This window comes from Sphingobium cyanobacteriorum (assembly GCF_030580935.1).
GTDB classification, from domain to species: Bacteria; Pseudomonadota; Alphaproteobacteria; order Sphingomonadales; family Sphingomonadaceae; genus Sphingobium; species Sphingobium cyanobacteriorum.
The window spans coordinates 12608-36894 of the sequence record NZ_JAUQOM010000018.1 but is presented as its reverse complement, the minus strand read 5'-3'; the positions used below and the strand labels follow the sequence as shown (position 1 = coordinate 36894).

General features: G+C 63.3%; 26 protein-coding genes. 15 read left to right on the top strand and 11 right to left on the bottom strand.

Going from position 1 to position 24287, the window contains the following annotated elements; all coding sequences use genetic code 11:
• From trbE to Q4610_RS19445, 8 genes are all read left to right on the top strand, one after another.
• Positions 1-2254: conjugal transfer protein TrbE (gene trbE, locus Q4610_RS19480; RefSeq protein ID WP_304537531.1), on the top strand; the 2254-nt coding region annotated here is incomplete at its 5' end.
• A 5-nt stretch (positions 2255-2259) separates the two neighbouring features.
• Positions 2260-3018 carry a P-type conjugative transfer protein TrbJ gene (gene trbJ, locus Q4610_RS19475; protein ID WP_425262591.1) on the top strand — a complete coding sequence of 253 codons (759 nt, stop codon included), beginning with the start codon at positions 2260-2262 and terminating at the stop codon, positions 3016-3018.
• A gap of 4 nt (positions 3019-3022) precedes the next feature.
• Positions 3023-3364 carry a putative entry exclusion protein TrbK-alt gene (gene trbK-alt / locus Q4610_RS19470; RefSeq protein ID WP_304537530.1) on the top strand — a complete coding sequence of 114 codons (342 nt, stop codon included), beginning with the start codon at positions 3023-3025 and terminating at the stop codon, positions 3362-3364.
• 1 nt (position 3365) lies between these two features.
• A complete protein-coding gene (trbL, locus tag Q4610_RS19465; RefSeq protein WP_304537529.1) occupies positions 3366-4682 on the top strand; it encodes a P-type conjugative transfer protein TrbL in 1317 nt (438 codons plus the stop codon).
• Positions 4683-4685: 3 nt separating this feature from the next.
• Positions 4686-5369, top strand: a complete 684-nt coding sequence (trbF, locus tag Q4610_RS19460) for a conjugal transfer protein TrbF (RefSeq protein WP_304537528.1) — start codon at positions 4686-4688, stop codon at positions 5367-5369.
• A complete protein-coding gene (gene trbG, locus Q4610_RS19455; RefSeq protein WP_304537527.1) occupies positions 5366-6385 on the top strand; it encodes a P-type conjugative transfer protein TrbG in 1020 nt (339 codons plus the stop codon). Before trbF ends, trbG begins: the two co-directional genes overlap by 4 nt.
• Positions 6382-7587, top strand: coding sequence for a TraB/TrbI/VirB10 family type IV secretion system protein (locus Q4610_RS19450; protein WP_304537526.1), 1206 nt, complete (start codon positions 6382-6384; stop codon positions 7585-7587). The genes trbG and Q4610_RS19450 overlap by 4 nt, the downstream gene beginning before the upstream one ends.
• On the top strand, positions 7584-7811 hold the full coding sequence (locus Q4610_RS19445) for a DUF2274 domain-containing protein (RefSeq protein WP_304537525.1): 228 nt from the start codon (positions 7584-7586) through the stop codon (positions 7809-7811). The genes Q4610_RS19450 and Q4610_RS19445 overlap by 4 nt, the downstream gene beginning before the upstream one ends.
• On the opposite strand, the gene Q4610_RS19440 is transcribed toward Q4610_RS19445, so the two are convergent.
• A complete protein-coding gene (locus tag Q4610_RS19440) occupies positions 7799-8695 on the bottom strand; it encodes a LysR family transcriptional regulator (protein ID WP_304537524.1) in 897 nt (298 codons plus the stop codon). The genes Q4610_RS19445 and Q4610_RS19440 overlap by 13 nt on opposite strands.
• A 644-nt stretch (positions 8696-9339) precedes the next feature.
• On the opposite strand from Q4610_RS19440, the gene Q4610_RS19435 reads away from it, so the two are divergent.
• A complete protein-coding gene (locus tag Q4610_RS19435) occupies positions 9340-9525 on the top strand; it encodes a hypothetical protein (RefSeq protein WP_304537523.1) in 186 nt (61 codons plus the stop codon).
• A 153-nt stretch (positions 9526-9678) separates the two neighbouring features.
• Entirely contained in the window at positions 9679-10590 is a 912-nt protein-coding gene (locus Q4610_RS19430; RefSeq protein ID WP_304537522.1) for a DUF6969 family protein, read from the top strand.
• Between the two features lie 3 nt (positions 10591-10593).
• Here Q4610_RS19430 and Q4610_RS19425 read toward each other — a convergent pair whose 3' ends face one another.
• The 4 genes from Q4610_RS19425 to Q4610_RS19410 are packed head-to-tail and all read right to left on the bottom strand — an operon-like array spanning position 10594 to position 16220.
• On the bottom strand, positions 10594-11193 hold the full coding sequence (locus tag Q4610_RS19425) for a carboxymuconolactone decarboxylase family protein (protein WP_304537521.1): 600 nt from the start codon (positions 11191-11193) through the stop codon (positions 10594-10596).
• Between the two features lie 24 nt (positions 11194-11217).
• On the bottom strand, positions 11218-11826 hold the full coding sequence (locus Q4610_RS19420) for a CDP-alcohol phosphatidyltransferase family protein (RefSeq protein ID WP_304537520.1): 609 nt from the start codon (positions 11824-11826) through the stop codon (positions 11218-11220).
• A 1-nt stretch (position 11827) separates the two neighbouring features.
• Positions 11828-13096, bottom strand: coding sequence for a NupC/NupG family nucleoside CNT transporter (locus tag Q4610_RS19415; RefSeq protein ID WP_304537519.1), 1269 nt, complete (start codon positions 13094-13096; stop codon positions 11828-11830).
• A 31-nt stretch (positions 13097-13127) separates the two neighbouring features.
• Entirely contained in the window at positions 13128-16220 is a 3093-nt protein-coding gene (locus tag Q4610_RS19410; RefSeq protein WP_304537518.1) for a TonB-dependent receptor, read from the bottom strand.
• A gap of 101 nt (positions 16221-16321) precedes the next feature.
• Between Q4610_RS19410 and Q4610_RS19405 the strand changes: the two genes are divergently transcribed.
• From Q4610_RS19405 to Q4610_RS19385, 5 genes are all read left to right on the top strand, one after another.
• Entirely contained in the window at positions 16322-17293 is a 972-nt protein-coding gene (locus Q4610_RS19405) for a DUF3179 domain-containing protein (RefSeq protein ID WP_304537517.1), read from the top strand.
• A complete protein-coding gene (locus Q4610_RS19400) occupies positions 17290-17679 on the top strand; it encodes a TlpA family protein disulfide reductase (RefSeq protein WP_304537516.1) in 390 nt (129 codons plus the stop codon). The genes Q4610_RS19405 and Q4610_RS19400 overlap by 4 nt, the downstream gene beginning before the upstream one ends.
• Positions 17680-17770: 91 nt before the next feature.
• A complete protein-coding gene (locus Q4610_RS19395) occupies positions 17771-18226 on the top strand; it encodes a CBS domain-containing protein (RefSeq protein ID WP_304537515.1) in 456 nt (151 codons plus the stop codon).
• Between the two features lie 3 nt (positions 18227-18229).
• Entirely contained in the window at positions 18230-19012 is a 783-nt protein-coding gene (locus tag Q4610_RS19390; protein ID WP_304537514.1) for a YiiX/YebB-like N1pC/P60 family cysteine hydrolase, read from the top strand.
• Positions 19005-19928 (top strand): YeeE/YedE thiosulfate transporter family protein, encoded by a 924-nt coding sequence (locus Q4610_RS19385; RefSeq protein ID WP_304537513.1) that lies wholly within the window; start codon positions 19005-19007, stop codon positions 19926-19928. The genes Q4610_RS19390 and Q4610_RS19385 overlap by 8 nt, the downstream gene beginning before the upstream one ends.
• Here Q4610_RS19385 and Q4610_RS21745 read toward each other — a convergent pair.
• From Q4610_RS21745 to Q4610_RS19355, 6 genes are all read right to left on the bottom strand, one after another.
• The gene (locus tag Q4610_RS21745) at positions 19859-20173 is read right to left on the bottom strand and encodes a GDCCVxC domain-containing (seleno)protein (protein ID WP_482241489.1); all 315 of its coding nucleotides are present in this window, start codon (positions 20171-20173) and stop codon (positions 19859-19861) included. The two genes, Q4610_RS19385 and Q4610_RS21745, sit on opposite strands and share 70 nt — an antisense overlap.
• 41 nt (positions 20174-20214) lie before the next feature.
• Complete coding sequence (locus Q4610_RS19375) at positions 20215-20736, bottom strand: peroxiredoxin family protein (protein ID WP_304537512.1); 522 nt, start codon at positions 20734-20736, stop codon at positions 20215-20217.
• Positions 20737-20788: 52 nt separating this feature from the next.
• On the bottom strand, positions 20789-21508 hold the full coding sequence (locus Q4610_RS19370; RefSeq protein WP_304537511.1) for a cytochrome c biogenesis CcdA family protein: 720 nt from the start codon (positions 21506-21508) through the stop codon (positions 20789-20791).
• 5 nt (positions 21509-21513) lie between these two features.
• Positions 21514-21903 (bottom strand): thioredoxin family protein, encoded by a 390-nt coding sequence (locus tag Q4610_RS19365; protein ID WP_304537510.1) that lies wholly within the window; start codon positions 21901-21903, stop codon positions 21514-21516.
• A gap of 547 nt (positions 21904-22450) precedes the next feature.
• Positions 22451-23908: a mercury(II) reductase gene (gene merA, locus Q4610_RS19360; protein ID WP_304537509.1), complete on the bottom strand. Its 1458-nt coding sequence runs from the start codon at positions 23906-23908 to the stop codon at positions 22451-22453.
• A 41-nt stretch (positions 23909-23949) separates the two neighbouring features.
• Complete coding sequence (locus Q4610_RS19355) at positions 23950-24276, bottom strand: heavy-metal-associated domain-containing protein (protein ID WP_304537508.1); 327 nt, start codon at positions 24274-24276, stop codon at positions 23950-23952.
• Between the last annotated feature and the right edge of the window lie 11 nt (positions 24277-24287).

Below are 24287 nucleotides of genomic sequence, written 5' to 3'. Positions count from 1 at the left end.
ACGCTGTAGATCCCCACACCTCCCTGACTCGGCAGAAAGGCTTCAAGGTGGACGACTTTTACGCCGCCCGCAGCAGGACTATCCCGCCGCTACCGTGGTCGAATATTGCTCCGCCGTTCTCACCGAGGAAGGGGCACATTTCGAGAGCGGCTATTTTCTGACCCTGCTGTGGATGCCGCCCGCCGAGGACGCGGCACGCGCCGAAAGCTGGCTCTACGAGGGCAAGGCCGAGAAGGGTATCAACCCCAAGGAACTGCTCGACCTCTTCATCGACCGCACCGAACGGTTGCTGCGACTGGTCGAAGGCTTCGTGCCTGAGATCGCCTGGCTCGATGACAGCGAGACGCTGACCTACCTGCACAGCTGCATTTCGACGCGGGTTCACCGGGTCCGGGTTCCGGAAACCCCAATGCACCTCGACGCGCTGCTGACCGACGAACCGCTGACTGGCGGGCTCGAGCCTCGCCTGGGCCGCGCGCATCTGCGCACGCTGACCGTGGTCGGTTTTCCCAGCAGCACCTTCCCGGGCCTGCTCGACGAACTCAACCGGCTCGCCTTCGCTTACCGCTGGTCAACCCGCGCAGTGATGCTCGACAAGACCGACGCGACCAAGCTGACGGCCAAAATCCGGCGGCAGTGGTTCGCGAAGAGGAAGTCGGTTGCCGCGATCCTCAAGGAGGTGATGACCAACGAGGCATCGACACTGCTCGACAGCGATGCCTCGAACAAGGCCGCCGATGCCGATGCGGCGCTGCAGGAGCTTGGCGCCGATCATGTCGGTCAGGCCTATGTCACCGCCACGGTAACGGTCTGGGACGAGGATTCAGCACTAGCTGCCGAAAAGCTGCGGCTGGTCGAGAAGGTCATTCAGGGCCGCGATTTCACCGTGATCGTCGAGGGTATGAACGCGGTCGAGGCCTGGCTCGGCTCGCTACCCGGCCATGTCTACGCCAATGTCCGCACGCCGCCGATTTCCACACTCAACCTGGCCCACATGATTCCCCTCTCGGCCGTGTGGGCCGGGCCGGAACGGGACGAACATTTTCGCGCCCCTCCGCTCTTCTATGCGCGGACGGAAGGTTCGACCCCGTTCCGGTTTTCACTCCATGTCGGCGATGTAGGCCATACGCTGATCGTCGGTCCAACCGGTGCGGGCAAATCGGTGCTGCTAGCGCTGATGGCGCTGCAGTTCCGGCGTTACGCTGGATCCCAGGTCTTTGCGTTCGATTTTGGCGGTTCGATCCGGGCTGCTGCGCTCGCCTGCGGCGGCGACTGGCAGGACTTGGGCACCAGTCTTTCCGACGACAGTGCGGGTGCGGTGCTGTTGCAGCCGCTGGCGCGGATCGACGAGCCTGCGACACGCAACTGGGCGGCCGAATGGCTTCAGGCCATCCTGACTTCAGAGGGCGTAACCGTCGATCCCGCCACCAAGGAGCATCTTTGGTCGGCACTCGGCTCGCTGGCCACCGCACCCATCGCCGAACGCACGCTTACCGGGCTCGCCGTGCTACTCCAGTCGCAGGCCTTGAAACAGGCGCTGGCACCCTACTGCATCGGCGGGCCGTTCGGACGGCTGCTCGATGCCGAGGTCGAGCATCTTGGCGAAGCGAGCTTCCAGGCCTTCGAGACCGAGGGGCTGACCGGCTCGGCGGCAGCGCCTGCGGTGCTGTCCTACCTGTTCCACCGCATCGAAGGGCGGCTCGACGGCTCGCCGACGATGATCATCATCGACGAGGGTTGGCTCGTGCTCGACAGCCCGGCCTTCGCAGCGCAACTGCGCGAATGGCTCAAGACGCTGCGCAAAAAGAACGCGAGCGTGGTGTTTGCGACCCAAAGCCTCGCCGACATCGAGACCAGCGCAATCGCACCCGCTATCATCGAAAGCTGCCCGACCCGCATCTTCCTTCCCAATGAGCGTGCAGTCGAGCCGCAGATCCTGTCGATCTACCGCCGGTTCGGGCTCAACGACCGGCAGATTGAGATCGTCGCACGGGCGACGCCCAAGCGCGACTATTACTGCCAGTCGGCGCGCGGCAACCGGCTGTTCGAGCTGGGCCTGGGAGAAGTCGCGCTCGCCTACACCGCGACCTCCTCGAAGGCCGACCAGCTGGCGATTGCCGAACTGACCGAAGCGCATGGCACGGCGGGCTTTGCTGCCGCCTGGCTGCTCCATCGCGGCCTCGCCTGGGCCGCCGACATGCTTCCAGCTCCCGAACCCATTCCCCCCGCCCAATTGGGCCAACCCAAGGAGTAATGCCCATGAAGTCCTCCCGCTTGCGTCAGATGCTCGCCGCCGGTGTCGCGGTGCTGTCACTGACCGCCACAGCGTTGGTGCCCGCGCCGGCCTATGCCCAGTTCGGCGGGATCGTTTACGATCCTTCGAACTACGCACAGAACGTACTGACCGCCGCGCGCACGCTCGAGCAGATCAACAACCAGATCCGCCAACTGCAGAACCAAGCGACCTCGCTGATCAACGAAGCGCGCAATCTCGCCAGCCTCCCGACAAGCGTACTGGCGCCGCTCCAGCAGCAGATCCGGCAGACCCAGCAGCTGATCGGGCAGGCTCAGCGCATTTCGACCGACGTGCAGCAGCTCCAGACCCAGTTCGAGAGCCAATACAAGAGCCTCAACCTCACCGGAACGCAGGCAAGCATGGTTCAGGGTGCCGAGAGCCGCTGGCAGAACAGCGTCGCCGCCTTCGAGGATGCGCTCAAGGTGCAGGCCGGTGCAGTCGGCAACATCGAGGGAACCCGCCAGTCGATCGAAACGCTGCTGACCGCCAGCCAATCGGCAACCGGCGCTCTGCAGGCTGCACAAGCCGGCAACCAGCTCCTTGCGGTTCAGTCGCAGCAGCTTGCCGACTTGACGGCAACGATGGCGACTCTGGGTCGCGCGCAATCGCTTGACGCCGCCAATGCCGCTGCCGCCAAGGCACAGGCGCGCGAACAGCTCCGGCGCTTCCTGACGCCGGGCCGCGGCTACGTCGCCACTTCGGTTCAGATGTTCCGGAACTGAGCCGATGGACACCAAACTCTTCGCGCGGATCGGTGCGGTCGCCTTTGTCGCCGTCGCGATCACGATGACTGCGCTGCAGCTGCGCGAAGAGCCGGTCCGGGCAGTACCCGAAGTGGTCGATGTGACAGACCCTGACAGTGATCCGCTCGCCGACCAACTGCGCCAGTGCAACGCGATGGGCGAGGCGGCTGCACGCGATCCCGACTGTCATGCCGCCTGGGCGGAAAAGCAGCGACGCTTCCTCGGCAAGACTAGGCAGGCCGAGCCCGCTCCGCAGACGTCCGGCGAAAACTCGGTGCTGCCGCGGGCGGCAGCGACGGATGCCGCACCCCAAGGAGAACAGTGACATGGGTGGCACCGGCGTTGTCGATCGCTTCCTCGACATCTTTTCGCGCTACATCGACAGCGGGTTCGGTCTGCTGCACGGCGAGGTCGCGTTCATCGCAACCACCCTGATCGTCATCGACGTGACGCTCGCCGCGCTGTTCTGGTCGTGGGGAGAGAACGAGGACATCATCGCCCGGCTCGTCAAAAAGACGCTGTTCGTCGGCGCGTTCGCCTACATCATCGGCAACTGGAACGCGCTCGCTCGGATCGTGTTCGAGAGCTTCGCCGGGCTCGGACTCAAGGCAAGCGGCACCGGGTTCTCTGCAGCAGAGCTCCTGCAACCCGGACGGGTCGCCCAGGTCGGGCTCGATGCCGCCCATCCGTTGCTGGATTCGATCTCGGACCTAATGGGGTTCGTCAGCTTCTTTGAGAATTTCCTGCAGATCGTCATCCTGCTGATTGCCTGGGCGATCGTGATCATCGCCTTCTTCATTCTCGCGATCCAGCTGTTCATCACCCTGATCGAGTTCAAGCTGACAACGCTGTGCGGGTTCGTGCTGATCCCGTTCGGACTGTTCGGCAAGACCGCTTTCATGGCCGAACGTGTGCTCGGCAACGTCGTCTCCTCGGGCATCAAGGTGCTGGTGCTCGCGGTGATCGTCGGCATCGGTTCGACCATCTTTACCGAGTTCACCAGCGCGATTCAGGGCGAACCCACCATCGAGGACGCGCTGTCGATCGTGCTCGCCAGTCTGTCGCTGCTCGGCTTGGGCATCTTCGGCCCCGGCATCGCCAATGGTATCGTCTCTGGCGGTCCGCAACTTGGTGCAGGCGCAGCAGCTGGGACTGCGCTGCTTGCAGGCGGTGCCGCTGCAGGCGCGGTTGCCGGTGCGCGCATGGCAGGTGGCGCGGTCGCCAGCGCTGCGTCCAGCGTGGCGCACGGCACCTCGCGCGCGGCGGGCGGGGCAACCATGGCCTATGCTCTGGGCTCGGCAGGCAAATCCGGCGCGGCTGCGGTCGGCTCCGGCATGGCCGCAGTCGGCGATGCCGCTGTGGGTGCCGCAACCTCGCCGCTGCGTAAGGCGGGCGACGGCGTGAAGCAGTCGTTCCGCGAAGGCAGCCGCGCCGCAATCACCAACACCGGCGGCTCAATTACCCCTGGACCCAATACGCCGCCCGCGTCGTCTGCCTATGCCGATCAGGGCCAGCCTGCATGGGCCAAGGCGATGAAGGACCGGCAAACCATCGCGCACGGCGCGACCATCGCCGCCCACACGCTCAAATCCGGCGACAGCCATGGCGGCGGGGCTTCCATCGACACTTCCGAAAAGGACTGACCCATGTTTCGACGACCCTCGATCCGCTATGGCAAGACCCCCGAACCCGAAACGCCCTACCAGCGCGCCGCGCAGGTCTGGGACGATCGGATCGGCTCAGCCCGCGTCCAGGCTAGAAGCTGGCGGCTCGCCTTCTTCGGTGCGCTGGGCCTTTCGACCTGCCTGACTGGCGGAATCATCTGGCAAGGCGCGCGCGGGTCGATCATTCCCTGGGTGGTCCAGGTCGACAAGCTCGGCGAGGCACAGGCTGTCGCACCCGCTGATGGCAGCTACACGCCGTCGGATCCGCAGGTCGCATTCCATCTGGCGCGGTTCATCGAGCAAGTCCGGGCTGTGCCCGACGACCCAATCGTGGTCCGACAGAACTGGCTGCGCGCCTATGACTTCGCCACCGACAAGGGCGCCCTCGCGCTTAACGACTATGCCCGGACCAACGATCCCTTCGCCCTGATCGGGCGCGAACAGGTCGGGGTGGATGTGGCCAGCGTGATCCGTGCCTCGCCGACCAGCTTCCGCGTCGCCTGGGTCGAACGCCGCTACCGCGACGGCAGCCTTGCCGAGACGACCCGCTGGACCGCGATCCTGACCATCGTCGTCCAGACCCCACGCACCCCCGATGCAGTCCGCAAAAACCCACTCGGCATTTTCGTCAACGCCATCAACTGGTCGAAGGAACTCGGATCATGATCAGCCACACCAAGCGCACCGCGCGCATCCTTTCCCTCGCGCTACTCTCCGCGAGCGTTATCGTCACCCCCACGCAGGCCAAGGACCAGCCTGCATCGCCTGCGGTCCCCAACGAGGGTCCGCAGGCGACCTCTCCGCAGCCCCAGGTGATTGCGATCCCTGTGCCACTGCCGCTTCCCGGCCAGCTCAAACAGTTTCCGCAGCGCACCCCTCCCTACGCTGCGGGCCGCTCCCGCCCATCCCAGAGTCGCCCCACTCTCCGGGACAGGGTGGGAGCGGCAATGGAGGCCGCGCGGGTGCAGCCCGAGCGCACCGGCTTCGTCAACGCGATTCAGGTATTCCCCTACACCGAAGGCGCGCTCTATCAGGTCTATGCCAAGCCCGGACAGGTGACCGACATCGCCTTGCAGGACGGCGAGCAGCTGGTCGGCTCGGGGCCGGTCGCCTCGGGCGATACGGCGCGCTGGATGATCGGCGACACGGTCAGTGGCAGCGGGCCGCTGGCGCGGGTTCACATTCTGGTCAAACCCGTCCGCCCTGACATCGAGACCAATCTCGTGATCAATACCGACCGCCGCACCTATCATCTCGAACTGCGGGCCAATCCTTCGGTCTATATGGCCTCGGTCTCGTGGACCTATCCGCAGGACCAGCTGATCGCCTTGCATCAGGCCCGCGCCGAGGCAATCGGGGCCGCGCCAGCAGCGGCAGGCATCGATCTCGCGACGCTCAACTTCCGTTACGCGATCGACGGCGATCGCCCCGACTGGCGGCCGCTGCGCGCATTCGATGACGGGGTGCGCGTGTTCATCGAGTTCCCCGAGAGCATCACGCAGGGCGAACTGCCGCCGCTGTTCGTGATCGGCGCCAAGGGCGAAGCCGAGCTAGTCAATTACCGGGTCTCCGGCCGCTACTTGATCGTCGATCGGCTGTTCGCCCGCGCCGAGCTGCGGCTTGGCGGACGGAAAGGCCAGCAGACTGTGCGGATCGTGTCCAACCGGCGGGGGCGGGCATGACCGGCGAGGACCACGAGGCCGAACGCGCCGAAGCGGCGCCCGCCGATCCCGAGAGCGCGGTCAAGCTGCGCGGCGATCCGCCGCGCGTCATGCGCCTGTCGCGGAAAGCCATTGGCATCGCCTCGGCTTGCGGATTTGCGCTGGTTGGCGGCGCGCTGATCTACGCGCTCCAGCCTGCCGGCAGGAAGGGCGCGGAAGAACTCTACAACACCCAGGGCGTGACTGTAGCCGACAACCTCGCGGGCGCGCCCAAGGACTACGGCCAGCTGCCCAAGCTCGGCCCGCCGCTCCCCGGTGATCTCGGCAAGCCGATCCTCGAAGCCCAGCGGCGCGGGGACGTTGCAGCATTGCCACCGATGGGTGCGCCGCCTGCGTCTCCGGTCAATCCTGCGGTCACAGCCGCCGACGCAGCCCGTCAGCGGGCCGAACAGGAACGCGAAGCTGCGCGCGGCAGCCGCCTGTTCTTCGGTGGTGGGTCGCAGGCAGGTGGAAGTGCGGGCTTTGCCGGACTTCCACCGTCCGCCGAGGCCCCGGCTGCAACGCCAGCGACTACGCCGCAGTCCGATGCCGCGCGCAAGCAGGGCTTTCTCGAACGCGCCAGCGACCGGCGCACCGTGTCTGCCGAGCGCCTGGCCGGGCTGGCATCGCCTTCGATCCTCCAGGCGGGATCGGTCATTCCAGCGGCGCTGATCACCGGCATCCGCTCGGACCTGCCCGGACTGGTCACCGCGCAAGTGACCCAGAATGTCTATGACAGCCCGACAGGGCGGATTTTGCTCATCCCGCAAGGCTCGCGGCTGATCGGCGACTATGATGCCGACGTCGCGTTCGGTCAGAGCCGAATCCTCCTCGCCTGGAACCGGCTGATCCTGCCCGATGGCCGTTCGATCGTGCTTGAACGCCAGCCAGCATCTGATCCGCGTGGATTTGCCGGGTTGCAAGACGGCACCGACTACCATTGGGGCGGAGTGCTCAAGGCGGCGCTGGTCTCGACGCTGCTCGGGGTCGGCTCCGAATTGGGGGCAGGTAACGACAGCGATCTCACCCGTGCGATCCGGCGCGGCACACAGGACAGCATCAACCGCGCTGGCGAGCAGATCGTCAGCCGCGAACTCAACGTGCGGCCGACGCTGACGATCCGACCAGGTTTTCCGGTGCGGGTGCTGGTGACGCGCGACTTGGTGCTGGGAGGCGGGCAATGACGCGGCTGAAGCTGGCCGATCTGGCGGACGAGAAGCCGGTGCGGCTGACGGTTGAGGTACCGGCCCGGCTGCACCGGGAATTGCTGGCCTATGCCGCTGTGCTCAATGGCGGTGATGCCAAGGGTGCGCCGACGCCCGAGCGGCTGATTCCGCCGATGATCGAGCGGTTCATTGCGACTGACCGAAGCTACGCGAAAACGCGCCGCGCGACTCAGCCTGGGTAGCGCTCCTCTATCAGTTTGAAGAAGCGATGCAGCGCGGGATTGTCATTGTCCCCGCGCCAGTAGAGCGCGTATTCGAGGCGGGCTGGGCCGCTGCTGTCGTAGATCTCGCGAAACTGGAGATCGGGCCAGGCGACGCCTTGCGAGGCTTCGGTTGCGATCGTGATGAAGCGCTTGGCGGCGACCATACTGAGCACGCTCTCAAGGCTTGTATCCTGCTGGATGATCGCCGGCCGATAGGCCTGTTCGGTCAGGCGGGCCGAGATCAGATTTCCCAGGATCGGACCAATCCCGTTATTGGGAACGACGAAAACCTCGCGCCGCAGATCCTGCCAGTAGATGCGTTCTTGAGCGACGAGGCGGTTTCCTACCTCGACGACGACGAACAGCTTTTCGGACCAGAGCGGTCGGGACTTGAGCCCGGCCTCCTCAAGGCCGATTGGCGCGACGACAACGTCAATCGTTCGGGATTGCAGTCCATGCAGGAGTTTTTCCGGAGCCGCTTCTATCCCGTCAAACTGGACGTCAGGAAATCGGGTCAGATAGTCCGAGAACGCCAGCTTGAGGTTACCTGACGCCAGGGGCGAGCAATAACCGACGGCAATACGGCCTTGCAGACCATAACTGACATTGCGCGCCGTGGTCTGGAGATTGTCGAGGTCGGTGACAATTCGACGGGCTTGCTCGATGAAAACACGGCCATTCTCGGTCGGCTCCGCGCCCCGTGTTGTCCGCTCAAACAGTTTCACGCCCAGCCGCTGTTCGAGCGCCAGAACGCGGCGGCTAAGCGTCGATTGCTTTACGTTGAGGGTCGCAGCGGCCCGCGAGAAGCTCTGTGTGTCGGCTGTCAGAACGGCATAGCGCAGTTGGCGGACTTCAATGGGCATCACTTACCTTCGCAATCCATCTCCAGTGATGGATTGGTCGGCTGGGGTACAGATTCCTTACACTCGCAAGTTGGATGGTGTCCCAGATGGTGGTGAAGCTTGGGGGTTGCCCCATGCTTGCCGGTTTCGGCCCGAGCCGGTCATGTTCCCGGGTCTGCCGAGAGCAAAATCACGGGGCTATCATTGCACTAGAAGCGACGCATTATTGACCGTGGCCCGGCCGCGTTATCGGTTCCGCTCGGGATGGCGCGGGCCATCGGTCAATTTTCCCCGCCCGCCAAAAAATTTCACCCTCCTTGTAACCAAAGCAGCCAGACCGCCGAACTGGTTACGAAGGGAGTTTTGCCGTGGGTGCATCTCTGTGGATCAGCCTGCTGAGCCACCACGCATCGTCGGCCTTTCCGCTCCCTTCAGCTGCCGCGAGGCAGTCCAGACCCTCGGGCGATAGGGCGCAGCCTGATGGTGCCTGCCAACACGCGTTCTGATCAATCCAAGGGGGAGAATCCCATGAAGAAGACCAAACTAACAACCTTGCTGGCCGTAATGGGCGGGCTGACAATGGCCACTTCTGCCTGCTCGAAGGCCGCAGACAACACCGCCGAGGCACCCGCCGGCGCTGCGATGGCCGATCAGGCGGCTGCCAGTTGCACAGCGAAGCCTTGCGCTGCGGCGTCCTGTGCAGCGAAACCTTGTACCGCAAAGCCGTGTGCGGCGAAGGGCTGCGCCCCCAAAGCCTGCGGCGCAAAACCCTGTGCGGCAAAGCCATGCGGCGCGAAACCTTGCGCGGCGAAACACTGAACACCTCGCCGAGACATTCGACGATCTCCTGATTCCCAGGGATCAAAAACAAGGAAGGAAAGAGTCATGAAAAATCGCAGGTTGGCATCGTTGCTCGCAGTTGCGGGCGGCCTCGCCATCGCGGCAGGAGTCCCGTCGGCTTCAGCCTATGCACAGTGCGCCAGCGCACGTTGTGGAGCCCGCAAGTGCGCGGCAGCCGGTTGCGCGGCCAAGCCCTGTGCGGCTGCGGGATGTGCTGCGAAGCGCTGCGCGGCAAAGCCGTGTGCAGCAAAGCCGCATCGCGCCCATCATCGTGCTCGCCATCACGCTCGCCGCCATCACGGCTGAGCAAACCCGTCATCCGGATCTGTCCCGACCTAAGCCTGTGGACAGCAAGGCTCGATGGCCGCAATGACCGGCGGTGCGTGGACCCACCGCCGGTCATCATGCGCGCAGGATGGATCATGATGACGCAAGTTGAGGCTGCCAGGATCGTTGTCGAGACGATCACCGCCATGGCTCAAGAGGGTCAACCGTTGATGCAGCGCGTCCTGCCAACATCGGACGTTCAATTCTGGGAGCACTATCCCGACGACGACGCCCGCGACCGCGAGACGCGATCACGCTGGTACTACCATGTCCACGCCCCCGGCGACCGCGACCCGGCAGAACACGGCCACTTTCACCTGTTTCTGCATCGCTCGCAAATGGACGATCCGGCTGCCGCCATGGCCGAACCGGCTGATGGTGAGGAGGCGCAAGCCTTCGTCACACATATTGCCGGCCTGTCGATCGATCATCAGGGCATTCCTATCGCCTGGTTCACGACCAACCGCTGGGTGACGGACGAGTTTCTCTATTCAGCCGACACGATAATCGCCCATCTCGATCGGTACAATGTCGATGCGACGCCGGAGGACGATCTGGTCAACCGGTTCCTGACGGCCATAGTCGCACTCTACCGGCCCGAGCTGACCGATCTGCTCCATGAAAGAGACGCGGCGCTGGCCGAACTGGTCAAAGTCGGCGGTCCCAAAGCCTATGAGGCGGACAACGATGTTCTGGCGACCTGCCCGATCGATCTCGACGCCAAGATTGAAGCTCTCGGCCTTCTATAACCGTCAACCCGCCTCGTCGATTCCCCACATGCTCGCCAGCCGGGTGTAACTGCGCTCGCCCCGGTGCGGATCGTCGGTCGCACCGCCCATACGGGCCATCCGGGCATCGAGTTCGGCCTGATCGGCCGCGAGTGGATTGGCCTTTATGCCCGAGCCTTCGACGATGCGGTTCATGAAGTTGAACAGCGCGCAGACACTGACGGCGTCGAACAGCGTCTGCTCGCCCCAACCTGCGGCATAGACCCTGTCGGCATCTGCCTCGGTCATCATGCTGGGCGTTCGGGTGAGTTTCCCGACATAGGAAAGGATCGGCTTGAGATTGTCGTCTACGGCGCTGGTTTCCACGTCCGCCATCAGTCCCTCAAACAGCGAGGCATCGACGCCGAATGCGCGTGCGGCAACGACATGGGCGCCGTGGCAATAGGTGCAGGAATTGAGCCCCGAAACGTAGGCCGCGATCAACTCGCGTTCAGCCACGCTCAGCGGCGAAGGATCGCGCAGCAGACGGTCGTGGTATTCGAGCAGCGGCATGACCGTGTGCGGAAAGCGCTTGAAAACCTTGTCGAGCGCAGGCTCGCCCTCGATCGATGGAAATACGGGCATGGTCTCTCTCCTGAATAGCGCCGTCTATTCCGGCGTGAAGGCTTGGCGCGCGAGCAGGCTGCGCTGGATCACCGTCGCGAGACACAACACGGCAAAGCCGATGGCGATCAAAGGGAACCGTTCTGGCCAGAGGCACATGGCAACGAAGGCTGCGATGGTTTCAGCCCCTTCGGCGAGGCCGGTCGAATAGAAGATGCTCTTGGTTCCATGGGCGGCGGTTTCCTTGCCGCGCCGGACGGCGATTGCCGCAAAGACGAGGAAGCTGGCGCAGGTCAGGGTGAAGCTGGCGATCAGCAGCATGGCGGGCGCGGTGTTGACCGGGCTCGCCAGCCCGAACGCCACGGGCACGGCGACGTAGAAGACATAGTCGGCAAGAGTGTCGAGATAGCCGCCAAAGTCAGTGATGCCGCTGGCCCGCGCTACCGCCCCGTCGAGACCGTCGAGCAGTCGGTTGACGATTATCAAGACAAGCCCGAGGGTGAAGTGACCTTGGGCAATGGCAAACGCAGCCCCCAATGCGGGAACGAGGCCTGCCAGGGTCACGGCGTTGGCGCCGATGCCCATCCGCGACAGCGCGCGCCCTGCGGCATTGAGCGGCGGATCGATCAGGGGGCGGAGCCGGGCGTCGAACATGTCAGAGCGGCGTGACCAGGCCGATCACCGCCCCGCACATGGCCGAGGCAAGGTTTCCGGCGATCCAACTCTTCATACCGAGCTGCGCCGCCTCGCGGCGCCGGTTAGGAGCCAACGTGCTGATGGTTGTAACCAGCAGCCCGACACTGGCAAGGTTGGCGACGCTGCACAGCGCATAAGTCACGATCAGCTGGCTGCGCGCACTGAAGGTGCCGAGCGGTAATTTCGCGAACTCGAGATAGGCAACATATTCGTTGAGGATGGTCTTCGTGCCCATCAGCGAGCCCGCCGCGGGTGCCTGGTCCCACGGCACGCCGATCGCCCACATCACCGGCGCGAACAGCCATCCGAAGGTGCGCTTGAGCGTGATCGGTGCGCCATCGACCAGCGGCAGGTTGGCCAGGATCTGGTCGCTGAGATTAACGAGCGCGAAGATGACAATGATGATCCCGATTACCGCCAGGACCAGCTGCACGCCTTCCATCGTTCCGCGCAGGATCGCATCCATGGTTCCATCGTAATGCACCTCGGGTTCGATCTCGCCGCTGTCCGGCTCCGCGGCATTGCCTGGAACCATCATGCGCGCGATCAGGATCGCTGCGGGTAGTGACAGGAACGAGGCAACGATCATATGCCCCACCGCATCGGGCAGGACCGGCGACAAGGTGGTCGCGTAAAGCACCAGCAAGGCGCCGGAAATGTTGGCCATCGAGAGCACCATCACGGCGAACAATTCGGCGCGCGACATGGTGGCGCAGTAAGTCCGCACGATCAGTGGCGCTTCGACGACGCCAAGGAAGATGTTGGCTCCGGCATTGAGGCCGACAACGCCCGTGACCCCGAGGGTGCGGCGCAAAACCCACGACAGCCCGTTGACCAGCCAGCGGAGCAGTCCCCAGTGCCAGAACAGCGCAGTCAGGGCCGAAAACACGATGATCAGGGGTAAAATCTGGAAAGCGATCACGGTCGGCGGCGCGGCACCCGGCTTGAGTGCGAAGGGCAGTTCCGCCCCGCCGAGATAGCCGAACATGTAGCTCGATCCGGCCAGCGTCGCCTTCTCGATCGCCTCGACACCGTGGTTGATCACGCCGACGGCGCGCCAGATCACCGGTATCCGCACAAAGGCCAGTGCCATGCCGATCTGCATGGCTAGAGCGCCGGTAATCCATTTCCAACCGGGCATAGCCCCGCGGTTTTCGGAAATGCCCCAGGCGAGCAGCAGGATCAGCGCAATGCCGATCAGCCCCTGTCCTTGCTGCAAAAACGCCATGGTCGCTTGCTACTCCCTTCCGAATCCGGCCTCAGAACTTCCAGGCCGCTCCGAACTGGAACTGGCGCGGCGGCCCGGCATTGCGCTGCACGAAGGGTGCCCCACCGCCGAACTGCACCTGATTGGACGTTGTTGCGGCATTGGCAAAGCCGGATTGGTTGTTGGCGTTGAAGACGTTGAAGACGTCAGCGCTGAGTTCAAGCCGTCCGGCGAAGGCCGGGATCGCATAGCGCACGCCGAAATCGACCGTTGCCGACCAAGGAAGGCGGGCCGAATTGCGCGTTGCACCCGGATAGCGATCCGAGTTGCCGACGAAGTTCTCGCCGAAGGACGCGCCGTCGCCGTTGAGATCCTGCGTGCCAAAGATGCGTGCATCAGGGACAAGGTTGACCGGCTGACCGGACTGGAACAGCCCGGCCACGCTCAGCGTAAGGCCATCCAACGGATAGAGATAGCCGACCGCCGAAATCACATGACGACGGTCGTTGGCCGATGGACCCCATTCCGTGCTGAAATCGTTTGAATTGGCGGCACGGAAGTTGATGTCGTCGGTGTTGTTGGTCAGCTTCGACAAGGTGTAGGACAGGCGAAATGCGTAGTTGTCACTCCCTCGTGCCTTGTTGACCTGCAGGATCAGCGCCTTGTATTCGGAAGTGCCTGCCGTCTCGGATACGGTGATCTGGCGTGCACCGCCCGCGATCAGCGCCACCGGCCGGGTCGCATCGGCATCTGCCTGCGATCGCACCAGTCCCAGCGACTGCGCCAGGGCAAAGCGCGTCGCGTTATCGGGCTGGCTTTGCAACAGCGCGATGTTGGCGGGCGTCAGATTGGCCAGATTGGGCGTGAAGGGCGCTGGCGCATTGAGGTCGCGCAGCCGAAAGAGGTTATGTGAGCGGCTGTAGATGATATCGGCGGAGAGCGTGATCGTATCGGTTGCCTGGAACTGGTAGCCGCCGCTCAGCTGCAGGCTCCACGGGCTCTGATAGCCATTGGGATTGAGGATGCGACCTTCGCCGAGCGTCGCCGTGTCACGCAGCGCCTGGACCTGGTCCGGCGCCGGACAGGCCGATACGGTCGTGCAATTTGGCGAGACCGTTAGGTTGCCATCGAAGGTCACCTTCGACAGGTCCGTTCCTGCCGGGATGATCCCCAGCGATCGAAGCTGACCAAGTTGAGCGAGGAATCCCGGCGAGGTCGTGTTGCGCTGGAGCGCATCGGAGATCACTGCATAGGAGAGCTTGCCGTAAAACAGGCCGGCCCCGAACCGCAGCGTCGATCGGGCATCAGGCCGATAGTTGAGCGAGAAGCGCGGCGCGAAATTGTCATGGTCGCCGCCTTTTCCGCCCTTGGCGGTGAGGCTGTCATAGTCCCACCGCAAACCCAGCGTCGCCGTCAGCTTGGGCGAAAGCTGCCATTCGTCCTCGACGTAGAAGGCCAGTTGTGTCTGCCCGGTGCCGAAGCTCTGCGGGCGAAGCTCGACCGAGTAGTTGGCCACCGCGGGATTGAGCGCAAGGACATCCTGCGCCGTGAGGCCGATGCCCTTCGATGAAAGGGCGGCCAACTGCGGTGCGGTCAGGTTGACCGTGTAGTTTCCGTCGGGATTGCCGCCACCGAGCAGGGCGAAGTCGGAATGGATGACGTCGGCGCCCAGGCTCAGCTTGTGACTGCCCAGCTTGCGCTGCAGCCGGTGCGTGGTCTGCCAGGTCTCTTCGAGGTCGTTGAATACGAACCCGGGGTGCCCGACGACACCCACGGTCAGACCGCTCGGGTCGCGGATGACTACCTGCGGTCCGGCGGGCCCTTTGGGCTTGCCGTAATCCCAGCGGAACCGGCTGAACTGGACCGCGCCGTCATAGCTCCACTCGTCGCCCGAATAGCTGGCCGTGGCGGCAACCAGGGTCGAAAAGCGGTCCTGATCCGATCCGGCGGACGGGAAAGTCGCGTTGCCGCCGCCAAGACCGCCGCCAGGCCGGTCGATCGTGACCCGGCCGAAATTCGCGCGCAGGCCCAGCGTCCAGTCCTCGGTCAGGCGATGATCGAGCCGGATCGAGCCGAGATAGAACTCGTTGTTGCCGGTTACCGTATCGACCACGCCCAGCGCCGGCGCATCGACCACCTGCACGTTGCGATCGCGGGTATACTCGAAGTTGGCGTAGAAGAAGGTCTTGTCGCGCACGATCGGGCCACCGATCGCCGCGCCCGCCTGGTAGCGCTCGAAGCTCTCGCCCACGGCATTGCCCGAAAGATCGCGGCGCGGGAACGGCGATTTCGCGTCGAACGGCCGGCCAGGGCGCACCAGCGCATAGACCTCGCCATGATAGTCGTTGCTGCCTGAAGGCGAAGTGTAGTTGACCACACCATTGGCGGTGCGCCCGTAGGCCACAGAATAGGAGTTGGCGAGCACCGTCACCTCGCGGGTGAAGCCGAGTGGCACCGGAAACTTGAGACCGCCGAGAAAGTTCTCGTTGTTGTCGAGACCGTCGAGCAGATAGTTGGTGTCGAGCCCATTCGATCCGTTGATCGAGATTGCCGGGGCTTCCGGAAAGAAGCCGGTCGAAGCCACGACATTGGGCAGGCGGATAAGCGAGCCCTGCACGTCGCGACCCTCGATGGGCAGCGCCACGAGTTCCTCCTTGCCCAAGGAGGCCGAGACCTCCGCATTGACCGTATTGAGCGAAGTGATCCCGCGCACACCCGTGACCACGATGGTGCTGTCGCCTGCCGGCGCGAGGCGCAGGGTGACGCTGCTGGTGAAGTTCGCGCGCAACGAAACGCTGGCCTGTTGATCGCTCTCGTATCTACCGCCCGATAGGGCCGTGACGCGGTAGGTGCCCGCGGTTGTCAGGCCTTCGACCCGGACAAATCCCTGATCGTCCGAACGCACGGTACGAGAGAAACCGATATCCGGGTTTTCGATCCTCACTTCGACATTCGCCGCGGGCTGGTTGGTGGAAGCATCAACCAGCGCGATCTGGACGCCTGCCTGCTGCGCATGGGCCGGGGTGGCGAGGGTAGCGACGGCCAGCACACTTGCCGACAGGAGGAAGCGGGACGGAAACAAGAGGGATCTCCAATGCTGGACGAGACAGGTCTCGGTTGCGGTTGATGTCGGCTTTGTCGCCATGGCGCGGCCATCCTTACAGGCCGGACGCAATTTCCTGATCGAGGCGGCCGATGTAACCGTTCGCTTCGTCTGCTCGAATAGTCCCCGAAGGAGGCTTTCGCGTGAGTTTGGCCCATCGCGTGATTATCGGCGCAATGGCGGCAGGCCTGCTCCTGCCAGTGGGGGCTGCTGCGGAAAATGCGCGCTCGCTTCAGAAGGAATTCCCGAAACTCGACGTCACGCGAAGCGCAATCTCCCTGCGCGAGCTCCAGTCAGGGGGAGTTCCGCGCGACGGCATCCCGGCGATCCTGGATCCGGTGTTCGTGCCGGTGCGCGAAGTCACCGGTCTGGGAGAAGACGAACCAGTCATCTTCCTAGTCGGTAGCTGCGGCGCCTATGCCTTCCCCTACCGGATTCTCATCTGGCACGAGATCGTCCACCACAACCAGTGCGGGGTGCCTGTCGCCGTCACCTATTGCCCCCTGTGCAATACCTCGATGGTTTTCGATCGCCGGATCGATGACTCGGTGCTGAGCTTCGGCACATCCGGCCGGCTGCGGAATTCCGATCTGGTCATGTACGACCATCAGACGGAATCTCTCTGGCAGCAGTTCACTGGTGAGGCGATTGTCGGAGCTCACGTGGGCAAGGCGCTGAATGTCGTCCCTGCCAGGATCGAAGCCTGGCGCTTGTTTCGTGAGGAGCATCCCGATGGCCGCGTGCTTGTGCCACCGGTCTGGGGTCGCAGCTCCTACGGACAGACGCCCTATGAAGGCTATGACTCGGCGCCCGAGCCCTTTCTCTTCCAGGGCAAGATGCCGCGCGGCATCGATCCGATGGCCCGCGTCGTCCGCGTTGGAACGCGCGCCTGGTCGCTCACCTATATCCGCAAGAACTCCCCAGTCCTGACAGCCGATGGCCTGCGTATCGAATGGCGTGAGGGGCAGAATTCGGCACTTGATCGCAGCGCAATTTCGCGCAGCTGGGACATCGGTAACGTCCGTGTAATACGCGATGGGACAAATGTGGCCTACAGCGTCGACTTCGCATTTGCCTTTCGCGCCTTCTACCCAGAAGGCGAGCTGACCAAATGAGGCGGCTTGCGCTATCCCGACTTGCGGCCTTGTTCGTTGCCATGCTCGTTCCGCAACTTTCCCTTGCCGCTGTTCCGGCTGAATTCAGCGAAACAGCATTTGCGACCGCGCAAGCCCTGGGGCGGACAATCGTGATCGAGACATATGCCTACTGGTGCCTGCCTTGCAGGATCCAGGCTCCAATCCTCGATCACCTGCACTCCCGGGATCCGTTCAGGCAGGTAATGGTCTTGCGGATCGGCGAGAAGGCGCCGTCGGCGACGTGGAAGCGGTTCCGCCTCCACGGATTTGGCAACCTCGTGATCTTCAAGGGTAGCCGGGAAATGGCGCGCGGGACCCCAACAAGCGAAAGCGCCATTGCCGACCTGCTGAGTAGAGGCCTTTGACGGAATAGCACCCGCGTCGCTCGGACAGGTGTAACCCTTGTTCGCGGCCAACCGAATACCATGCTGGGGGCATCCTCATGGAGTGCCGAGAATGAAGATTTCCAGCATCGTCAACCGCAAGGGCAAGCACATCGAATGCGTTGCCGAGACCGCGCCACTCTCGCAAGCCGTCGAAACGATGCATCGCAGCAAGATCGGCTCGGTGGTCATCGTTGACCGCAGATCTCAGGAAGTTCGCGGAATTGTGTCGCAACAGGAACTTGTCGCCGCAACCGCCGAGCGTGGCGGCAACGCGCTGCAATTGCCGGTGCTGATGTTCATGCGAAAGCCGGTACTGTTCTGTGACTGCCAGGACGACGCCGCAAGCGTGATGCGAGCCATGACCCGTCAGCGCAGCCGCCACGCTGTCGTGCAAACCAAGGGAACGATCCTCGCCGGACTCGTCTCGCTGGGCGATCTGGTCGCGGCCCTGCTCGAAGAAGCCCATCTGGAAGCAGGCGTCCTGCGCGACATGGCGCGCTCGCACCTGCTGGCCTTGCCAGGCTGAGCGATGGGGGTGCTGCTCGCTATCGGGAGGATACTGGCCGGATACCTGACCGGGCCGTCGCGCGCGCCCTATGCCAATGCACCGACCGATGAGTTCGCGCTGGCCCGGACAATCCGGCCAGGCGACATACTTCTGGTTGACGGCAAGCAGCGGATCAGCACTGCCATCAAATATCTGACGCAATCGACCTGGTCCCACGCAGCGCTGTGCATCGACACCGGGGACACGCTCCGTTCTGTGGAACCGCGCTTTGTCGAAGCCGATGCCGTCGAGGGCGTGCGCGTCGTCACCCTGGCCGAGTTTGCCGGACTGCATACCCGCATCTGCCGGCCGGTCGGTCTTGAGGAAGGCGATATTCGCGCCGTGATCGACTTCGCCCTGGCCCACGTTGGTGACGCCTACGATCTGGCCAATGTCGTCGATCTGGCCCGTTACCTGTGTCCGACACCTCCGGTTCCCACCGGTTGGCGACGGCGGATGCTGGCACTGGGCAGCGGCGAACCCACCAAGGCGATCTGTTCAACTCTGGTCGCGCAGGCCTTTCAATCGATCCGCTACCCGATCCTGCCGAAAATAACGCGCGAACTGATGGACGACCCCGACTGTCAGGGCTGTGTCCGGGACATTCTGCATATCCGCCACCACAGCCTGTTCACCCCGCGCGACTTCGATGTGTCGCCCTATTTTCGGATCGTGAAACCCACGCTCGAACAAGGGTTCAACCACCGGGAGCTCAGCTGGGGTGAGGTCATGCCGGTTCACCGCCACGATCACTCGAATGGCTGATCTGGCTACCCCCATGGCAGCCTTCGTACTCGGCGCGGCACTGGCTCGGGCGAACAGTTGCACGGTAGCGAGCGCACGGCGTCTCGTAGTCGATGGCCGGCCGGATTGGCTGCTCGGACTTTGGATTGCCATCGGTTGGGCCGGACTGACGATGGCGGGATTTTCATTGGCCTTGCCGCAGGTGGTGGTGCTTCCCGCCCAATTGCAGGTTGGCTGGCCAGTCATCCTGGGCGCCATGATCATGGGCCTGGGCGCGACAATGAACAAGGGCTGCTTCCTTGGGAGCGTGGCCGGGCTCGGACGAGGAGACCTGGCTTACCTCTTCACGTTGGTAGGGATCGCGCTTGCGCTTGCAGTCGTGCCCGCAAGTTCGCAGCCGGTGCCAATCGGCGCGATCGAGGACAAGACTGAATTCCATCGTTCATCGAGCGTCCTGATTATTGGCGTCGTGCTGTTTGCCCCCTTGGCCGTCCTGGGGATCTGGCGCTGGTGGCGGCTGCGCCAGCAGCCAGTTCTGGCACTGATCCTGGTCGGTGTTGCGGGAGGCACAGTCTACGCCTGCAATCCGGACTGGAGCTATACATCCGGGTTGAGACGCGTGATCGTGTCCGGGATCGAGGCCAATACGGTACTTGTCGAAGGGGCGGCGATCGCCGTCGTCGCCGGCGTTGTGACGAGCGCCATTGCCGGAGGCAGCTTCAGGCTGCGCCAGCCCGGATTCCGTACCGCGGCACTCCACCTGGTTGGCGGGATGCTGATGGCAACGGGTGCGCTGCTCGTGCCGGGCGGAAACGATACACTCATGCTTTGGGCCATTCCCGGCATGACGCTCTATGGCCTTGTTGCCTACGTCATCATGGTCGGGACGATCATGGTTCTTCTGGCTGCGCACCGCCACTTGCGAACCGGGCGGTGAATGAGGATGCGCTGTGGCGCGCAATTGGTCAGCCGCAACAACTCTCGCCCTGGCGTGGTGGGCATGGGACTTGTCCCATAAGAGCAAAAGACGCAGCAGTCCCCTTCGAGGGGTCGCAGTGTCTCGCCACACCCCTCGCAGTGATAGAAGAACCGGCAGGTGTCGGTCGGCATGATTTCGGTCGCCCGCGTGCCGAAATGCGGACAAGCGATCGTCGACTCCAGTGTGGCCGCAGGAATGGGCATCAAGAAGCTCCCCGAAAGCTAAGGGATGGATCGCAATATGATCAATCCGCTGTGCCGCGAACCGGATAGTCATTGGCCATGATGTAGCGCAGACCGCCGAGCAGTCCCTTCAGATCAGGCCGGACAAATGGCGCGTTCGACAGGTCGATGATCTGAACCCTGCCCTGGGGGTTGAGCACGAAAATGGCAGGCTCGGCAAAGTTGCGGTCAGTCTCGCTGGGGGAGCGCGGCGAGGACATGTAAAGGCCGAGTTGCCGCATCTGCTGCTCGCCAAGACCGGCGAGCAGCGAAAAAGTCCAGCCATGCGCCATGGCATCTTCCTGGGCTCGCTCGACCGGGTCCGACGACAGGGCCCAGACCGAGATTCCCGCTGCCTCGTAATCGGACTTCAGGCTCTCGAGCGTTGCCAGATACTGCTTGCATAAGGGGCAATGCTTGCCCCGATAGATGACGATCAGGCGCCAGCCTTCGTTGTCGGCGGGCGTAGCCTGTCCGCCTGCCGCGGAAGGCCAGGTGAATGACGGGAAGAGGTCGCCGGCGGTGAATTTGGCTTGGATACCCATCTGCTTTCCTTTCAATCGAAGTCTTGGTGTCGGCAAGAAATTGCGATGCGATTCAGTAGCGCGTCGTCAAGGCAATCAGCCAATCCGGCATGAACGCGAGAGCCATGCTTTCGAGTTCACGGTCGAGCCCGGTCACGACCAGCAGCCCCACGATCAACAACGATGCACCGAAGGCGGGCTTGGCATAGCGAGCGAATGACTGAAGGGCCTTTGCCCGCGTGCCAAACGCCCGGCGCGAGCCGTAGGCGAACAGGACGATCGATAGGGCCACGCCAATGCCAAAGGCGAGGAACGTCAGAAATGCCGCTACCAGATCGGCGCCCTGGCTCGCGGCCGCAATTGCCGCGCCCAGCGTTGGGCCAACGCATGGTGCCCAGACCAGGCCAAGCACCAGACCGACCAGAAACTGGCCGCCGGCCCCATTGCCGTCGATGCGCGACAGGATCTGGTTCGCCCGGTTTGTCAGGGGGCTGGCAGCGGCGCTGATGGCAGCCTGGCCGGCGGGAACGAGCAGGAGTACGCCGGCGAGAATCAGCAGGATTCCCGCAGCGATCCGGATCGCCTGCTCGTCGATTCCGAGCTGAAAACCGAACGCGACGATCAGGAAGCCAAAAGTCGCGAATGAGCTCGCGAGCCCGGCAGCCAGGGCCAGAGGACCCAGGCGGCTGCGCCCGAGCGCCGAGGATACGAGGATTGGGATGAGCGGCAGCACGCAAGGATTGAGGATTGTCACAACCCCGGCGAGAAACGCCAGCAGGATCTCCCCGGTCATGCTGTTCAGACGCCGCCTAGCACGGCCGCGCGCAGCTGCTCTGGCCTCGTTTCGGCAATGGAACGGGCTGTTTCGCGCGTCCCCTTGAAGACCAGGACCGTCGACTGACGTGGGATGCGATGTTGCCGCAAGAAGGCCTTTTCGGTGTCAAAATCCACTTTTACGAAGATCGCATTCTTCAGTCGTGGTTCGCTGCGAAGTGCGTCCAGAATGGGCTCTTGCGCACGGCATGTCGGACACCAGGTCGCGTGAACATCGACAACGATGGTTTTTCCCGATGCCTGTGCCCTGGAAAAGGCATCGGGCGAATAGGTAGTCCAGCCAGGATTGGCCAAAGCAGGCACGGCTACCAGCATGGCTAGCATGGCGAAGAAATTCTTGATCAGACGGAACATGGCGGTCCTTTCGGGGTCAGGATCGGATCGGTACGGGGAACCGGCGGGCGGCGCTTAAAATCGACCACGACACAAAGCGCCATCTGTAATGAAAGCAGTCGGTTCATACGGTGAGGTTCGTTCGAAGTGCCTCAAAGGTTACAGCATGACAGCAGGCTTCAAACTGCACACAGCAAACTCATCGCTGACAAGGGTCAAGCTGGCAGCGCAGCGGCAGCAGCAATAGGATGGCAACCATGGAGGCTCCGCTTGCTGCAAAGGCGGCGCTGCCGGTTTCGCCCCGCAACCATGCAAATGCCGATGTCGCACCAATTGCAACAAACCCAAGCGCGAGCATGCGACTGGCCCCGAGTTCAGTAATCCCCCGAAGATTGCGGCTTGCGCGCTTTGTCCATCTGTTGCTCATAATCGGTAGTTCGTCTGAATGCCGATGAGGGTTACATCCGATCTGTCCTGCAGCTCGACAGGTCGGCCCGGACTGAAGGTACCTGCGTACACATCGGTCGATGCATGTGTCCTTGCGAATGTGAATTCTTGGACTCTTCCTTTAACCCGCGCAGCAGGACAGCTTTGCTATGTCCTTGTCAAACGTCTGTGCGGCGAGTTTCAGGCTTTCCACCGTGGTAAGATAGGGAAAGATGGTAGCGCCAAGCTCGGCTGCCGTCATGGCGTGCTTGAGTGCCAGCACCAGTGTCTGGATCGCATCCGCGCCTTCGGGCGCCAAGATCTGGCCGCCCAGCAATCGGTCGGTTCCATTGTCAGCGACCAGCTTGATGAGGCCGCGCGTGTCGCGTGCGGCTAACGCCCGTGGCACAGCATCGAGCGGCAGGAGCGACACCTTAACATCCATTCCTAGTACTCGCGCTGCCGTTTCGGTCAGACCGACGGTGGCGACCTGCGGATCGGTGAACACCACCGCCGGCATGGCGCTATTGTCGTAGCGGTGCTGATTGCCTTCGATCGCATTGCGCGCAGCCAGCTTCGCGCCATAAGCGGCCATATAGACAAACTGGTCCCGGCCCGTGACATCGCCCGCTGCGTAAATGCCGGGGACGGACGTTTCGAGATAGTCGTCAACGATGATTCCGCCGCCCCGGCCAAGCGATATGCCGCGCTCACCCAGCCCCAGCCCATCGCTGTTGGGCCGCCGTCCGGTGGCGATGAGCACCTTTTCCGCCCTGATCGTTTGTGCCGTTGCAACCGTATCACATTGGCCTTCGTCATCGCACGACAAGGCTTCGCAGGTCAGCACCACGCCGCCATCGGTCTGCTCGATCCGCCGATAACCGATCCCCGCACACACCCTTACACCCTCGGCTTCAAGATAGCTTTGCAGAGCGGCGCTGATTTCCAGGTCCATTTCGGGCAGCAGGCGGCTGCGGCAGCAGATCGTGATAGCAACACCCAGGCGCGCAAACATCTGCCCCAGCTCCACCCCGATCACGCCGCCGCCGATCACCAGCAGCGACTTGGGCAGATGCTCAAGTGCCAGAGCCGAAGTGCTGGTCAGGTAAGGCACATCGTCCAGCCCCGGTATCGGCGGCACGGCGGCGCGCGCGCCCGTCGCAAGGATCACCTTGCCGGCCTGCATCGGCGCATCATCGACCAGCAGTTCGCTCCCGGCTAACCGCACCATTCCTTCGATATAGCTCACCCCTGCATAGGCGGGCAGAAGATCGACATATTTCTTCTGGCGAAGTTCACCAACCAGTGCGTCTTTCGACGCGGCAAGTGCGCTCCAGTCATCAAGGTGCACGCTGCCGCCAAGCCCTGGAAAACGCCGTGCAGCCGTGCCGCCATGCACCGCTTCCGCTGCGCGGATCAGCGTCTTGGAGGGGACGCAGCCGACATTGACGCAGGTGCCGCCGATCATTCCGTGGCCGATCAACGCGACTTTCGCACCCAGCTCCGCAGCGGTGATCGCGGCGGAGAAGCCCGCAGAGCCTGCGCCGACAACGGCCACATCAAATCCATCCAGCGAAGTCCGGTTGCAACAGTCGGTCATCAAATGTCACCTTTTTCTGACGCCAAGGGCGTCAGATGCTTTCAGTTTTGAACAGCGTGCGCCGGATAGCCTGCGTTGGTCGATGCCGCGACGATTGCCCCCACATTGGTTCGGCGGGGATCATAGGTCGCCCGTGCGGTCTTGGCGTTGAAGTCAACGCTGACTGCGCTCACCCCGGCCACACCTTCCATCGCCTTGCGCACTGTGATCGGGCAGGTGGCGCAGGTCATGCTCTCGATTGCGAAGGTAGTTTGCGCTTGCGCGCCTATTGCCGCTGGCCGGCTCTGGATCGTGCCGCCAAGTGCAAATGCGACCCCGCCGCCTGCCACTGCGATCACGGCCAGCCCGATGAGCAAAGTCTTTTTCATGGGTGTTTCCT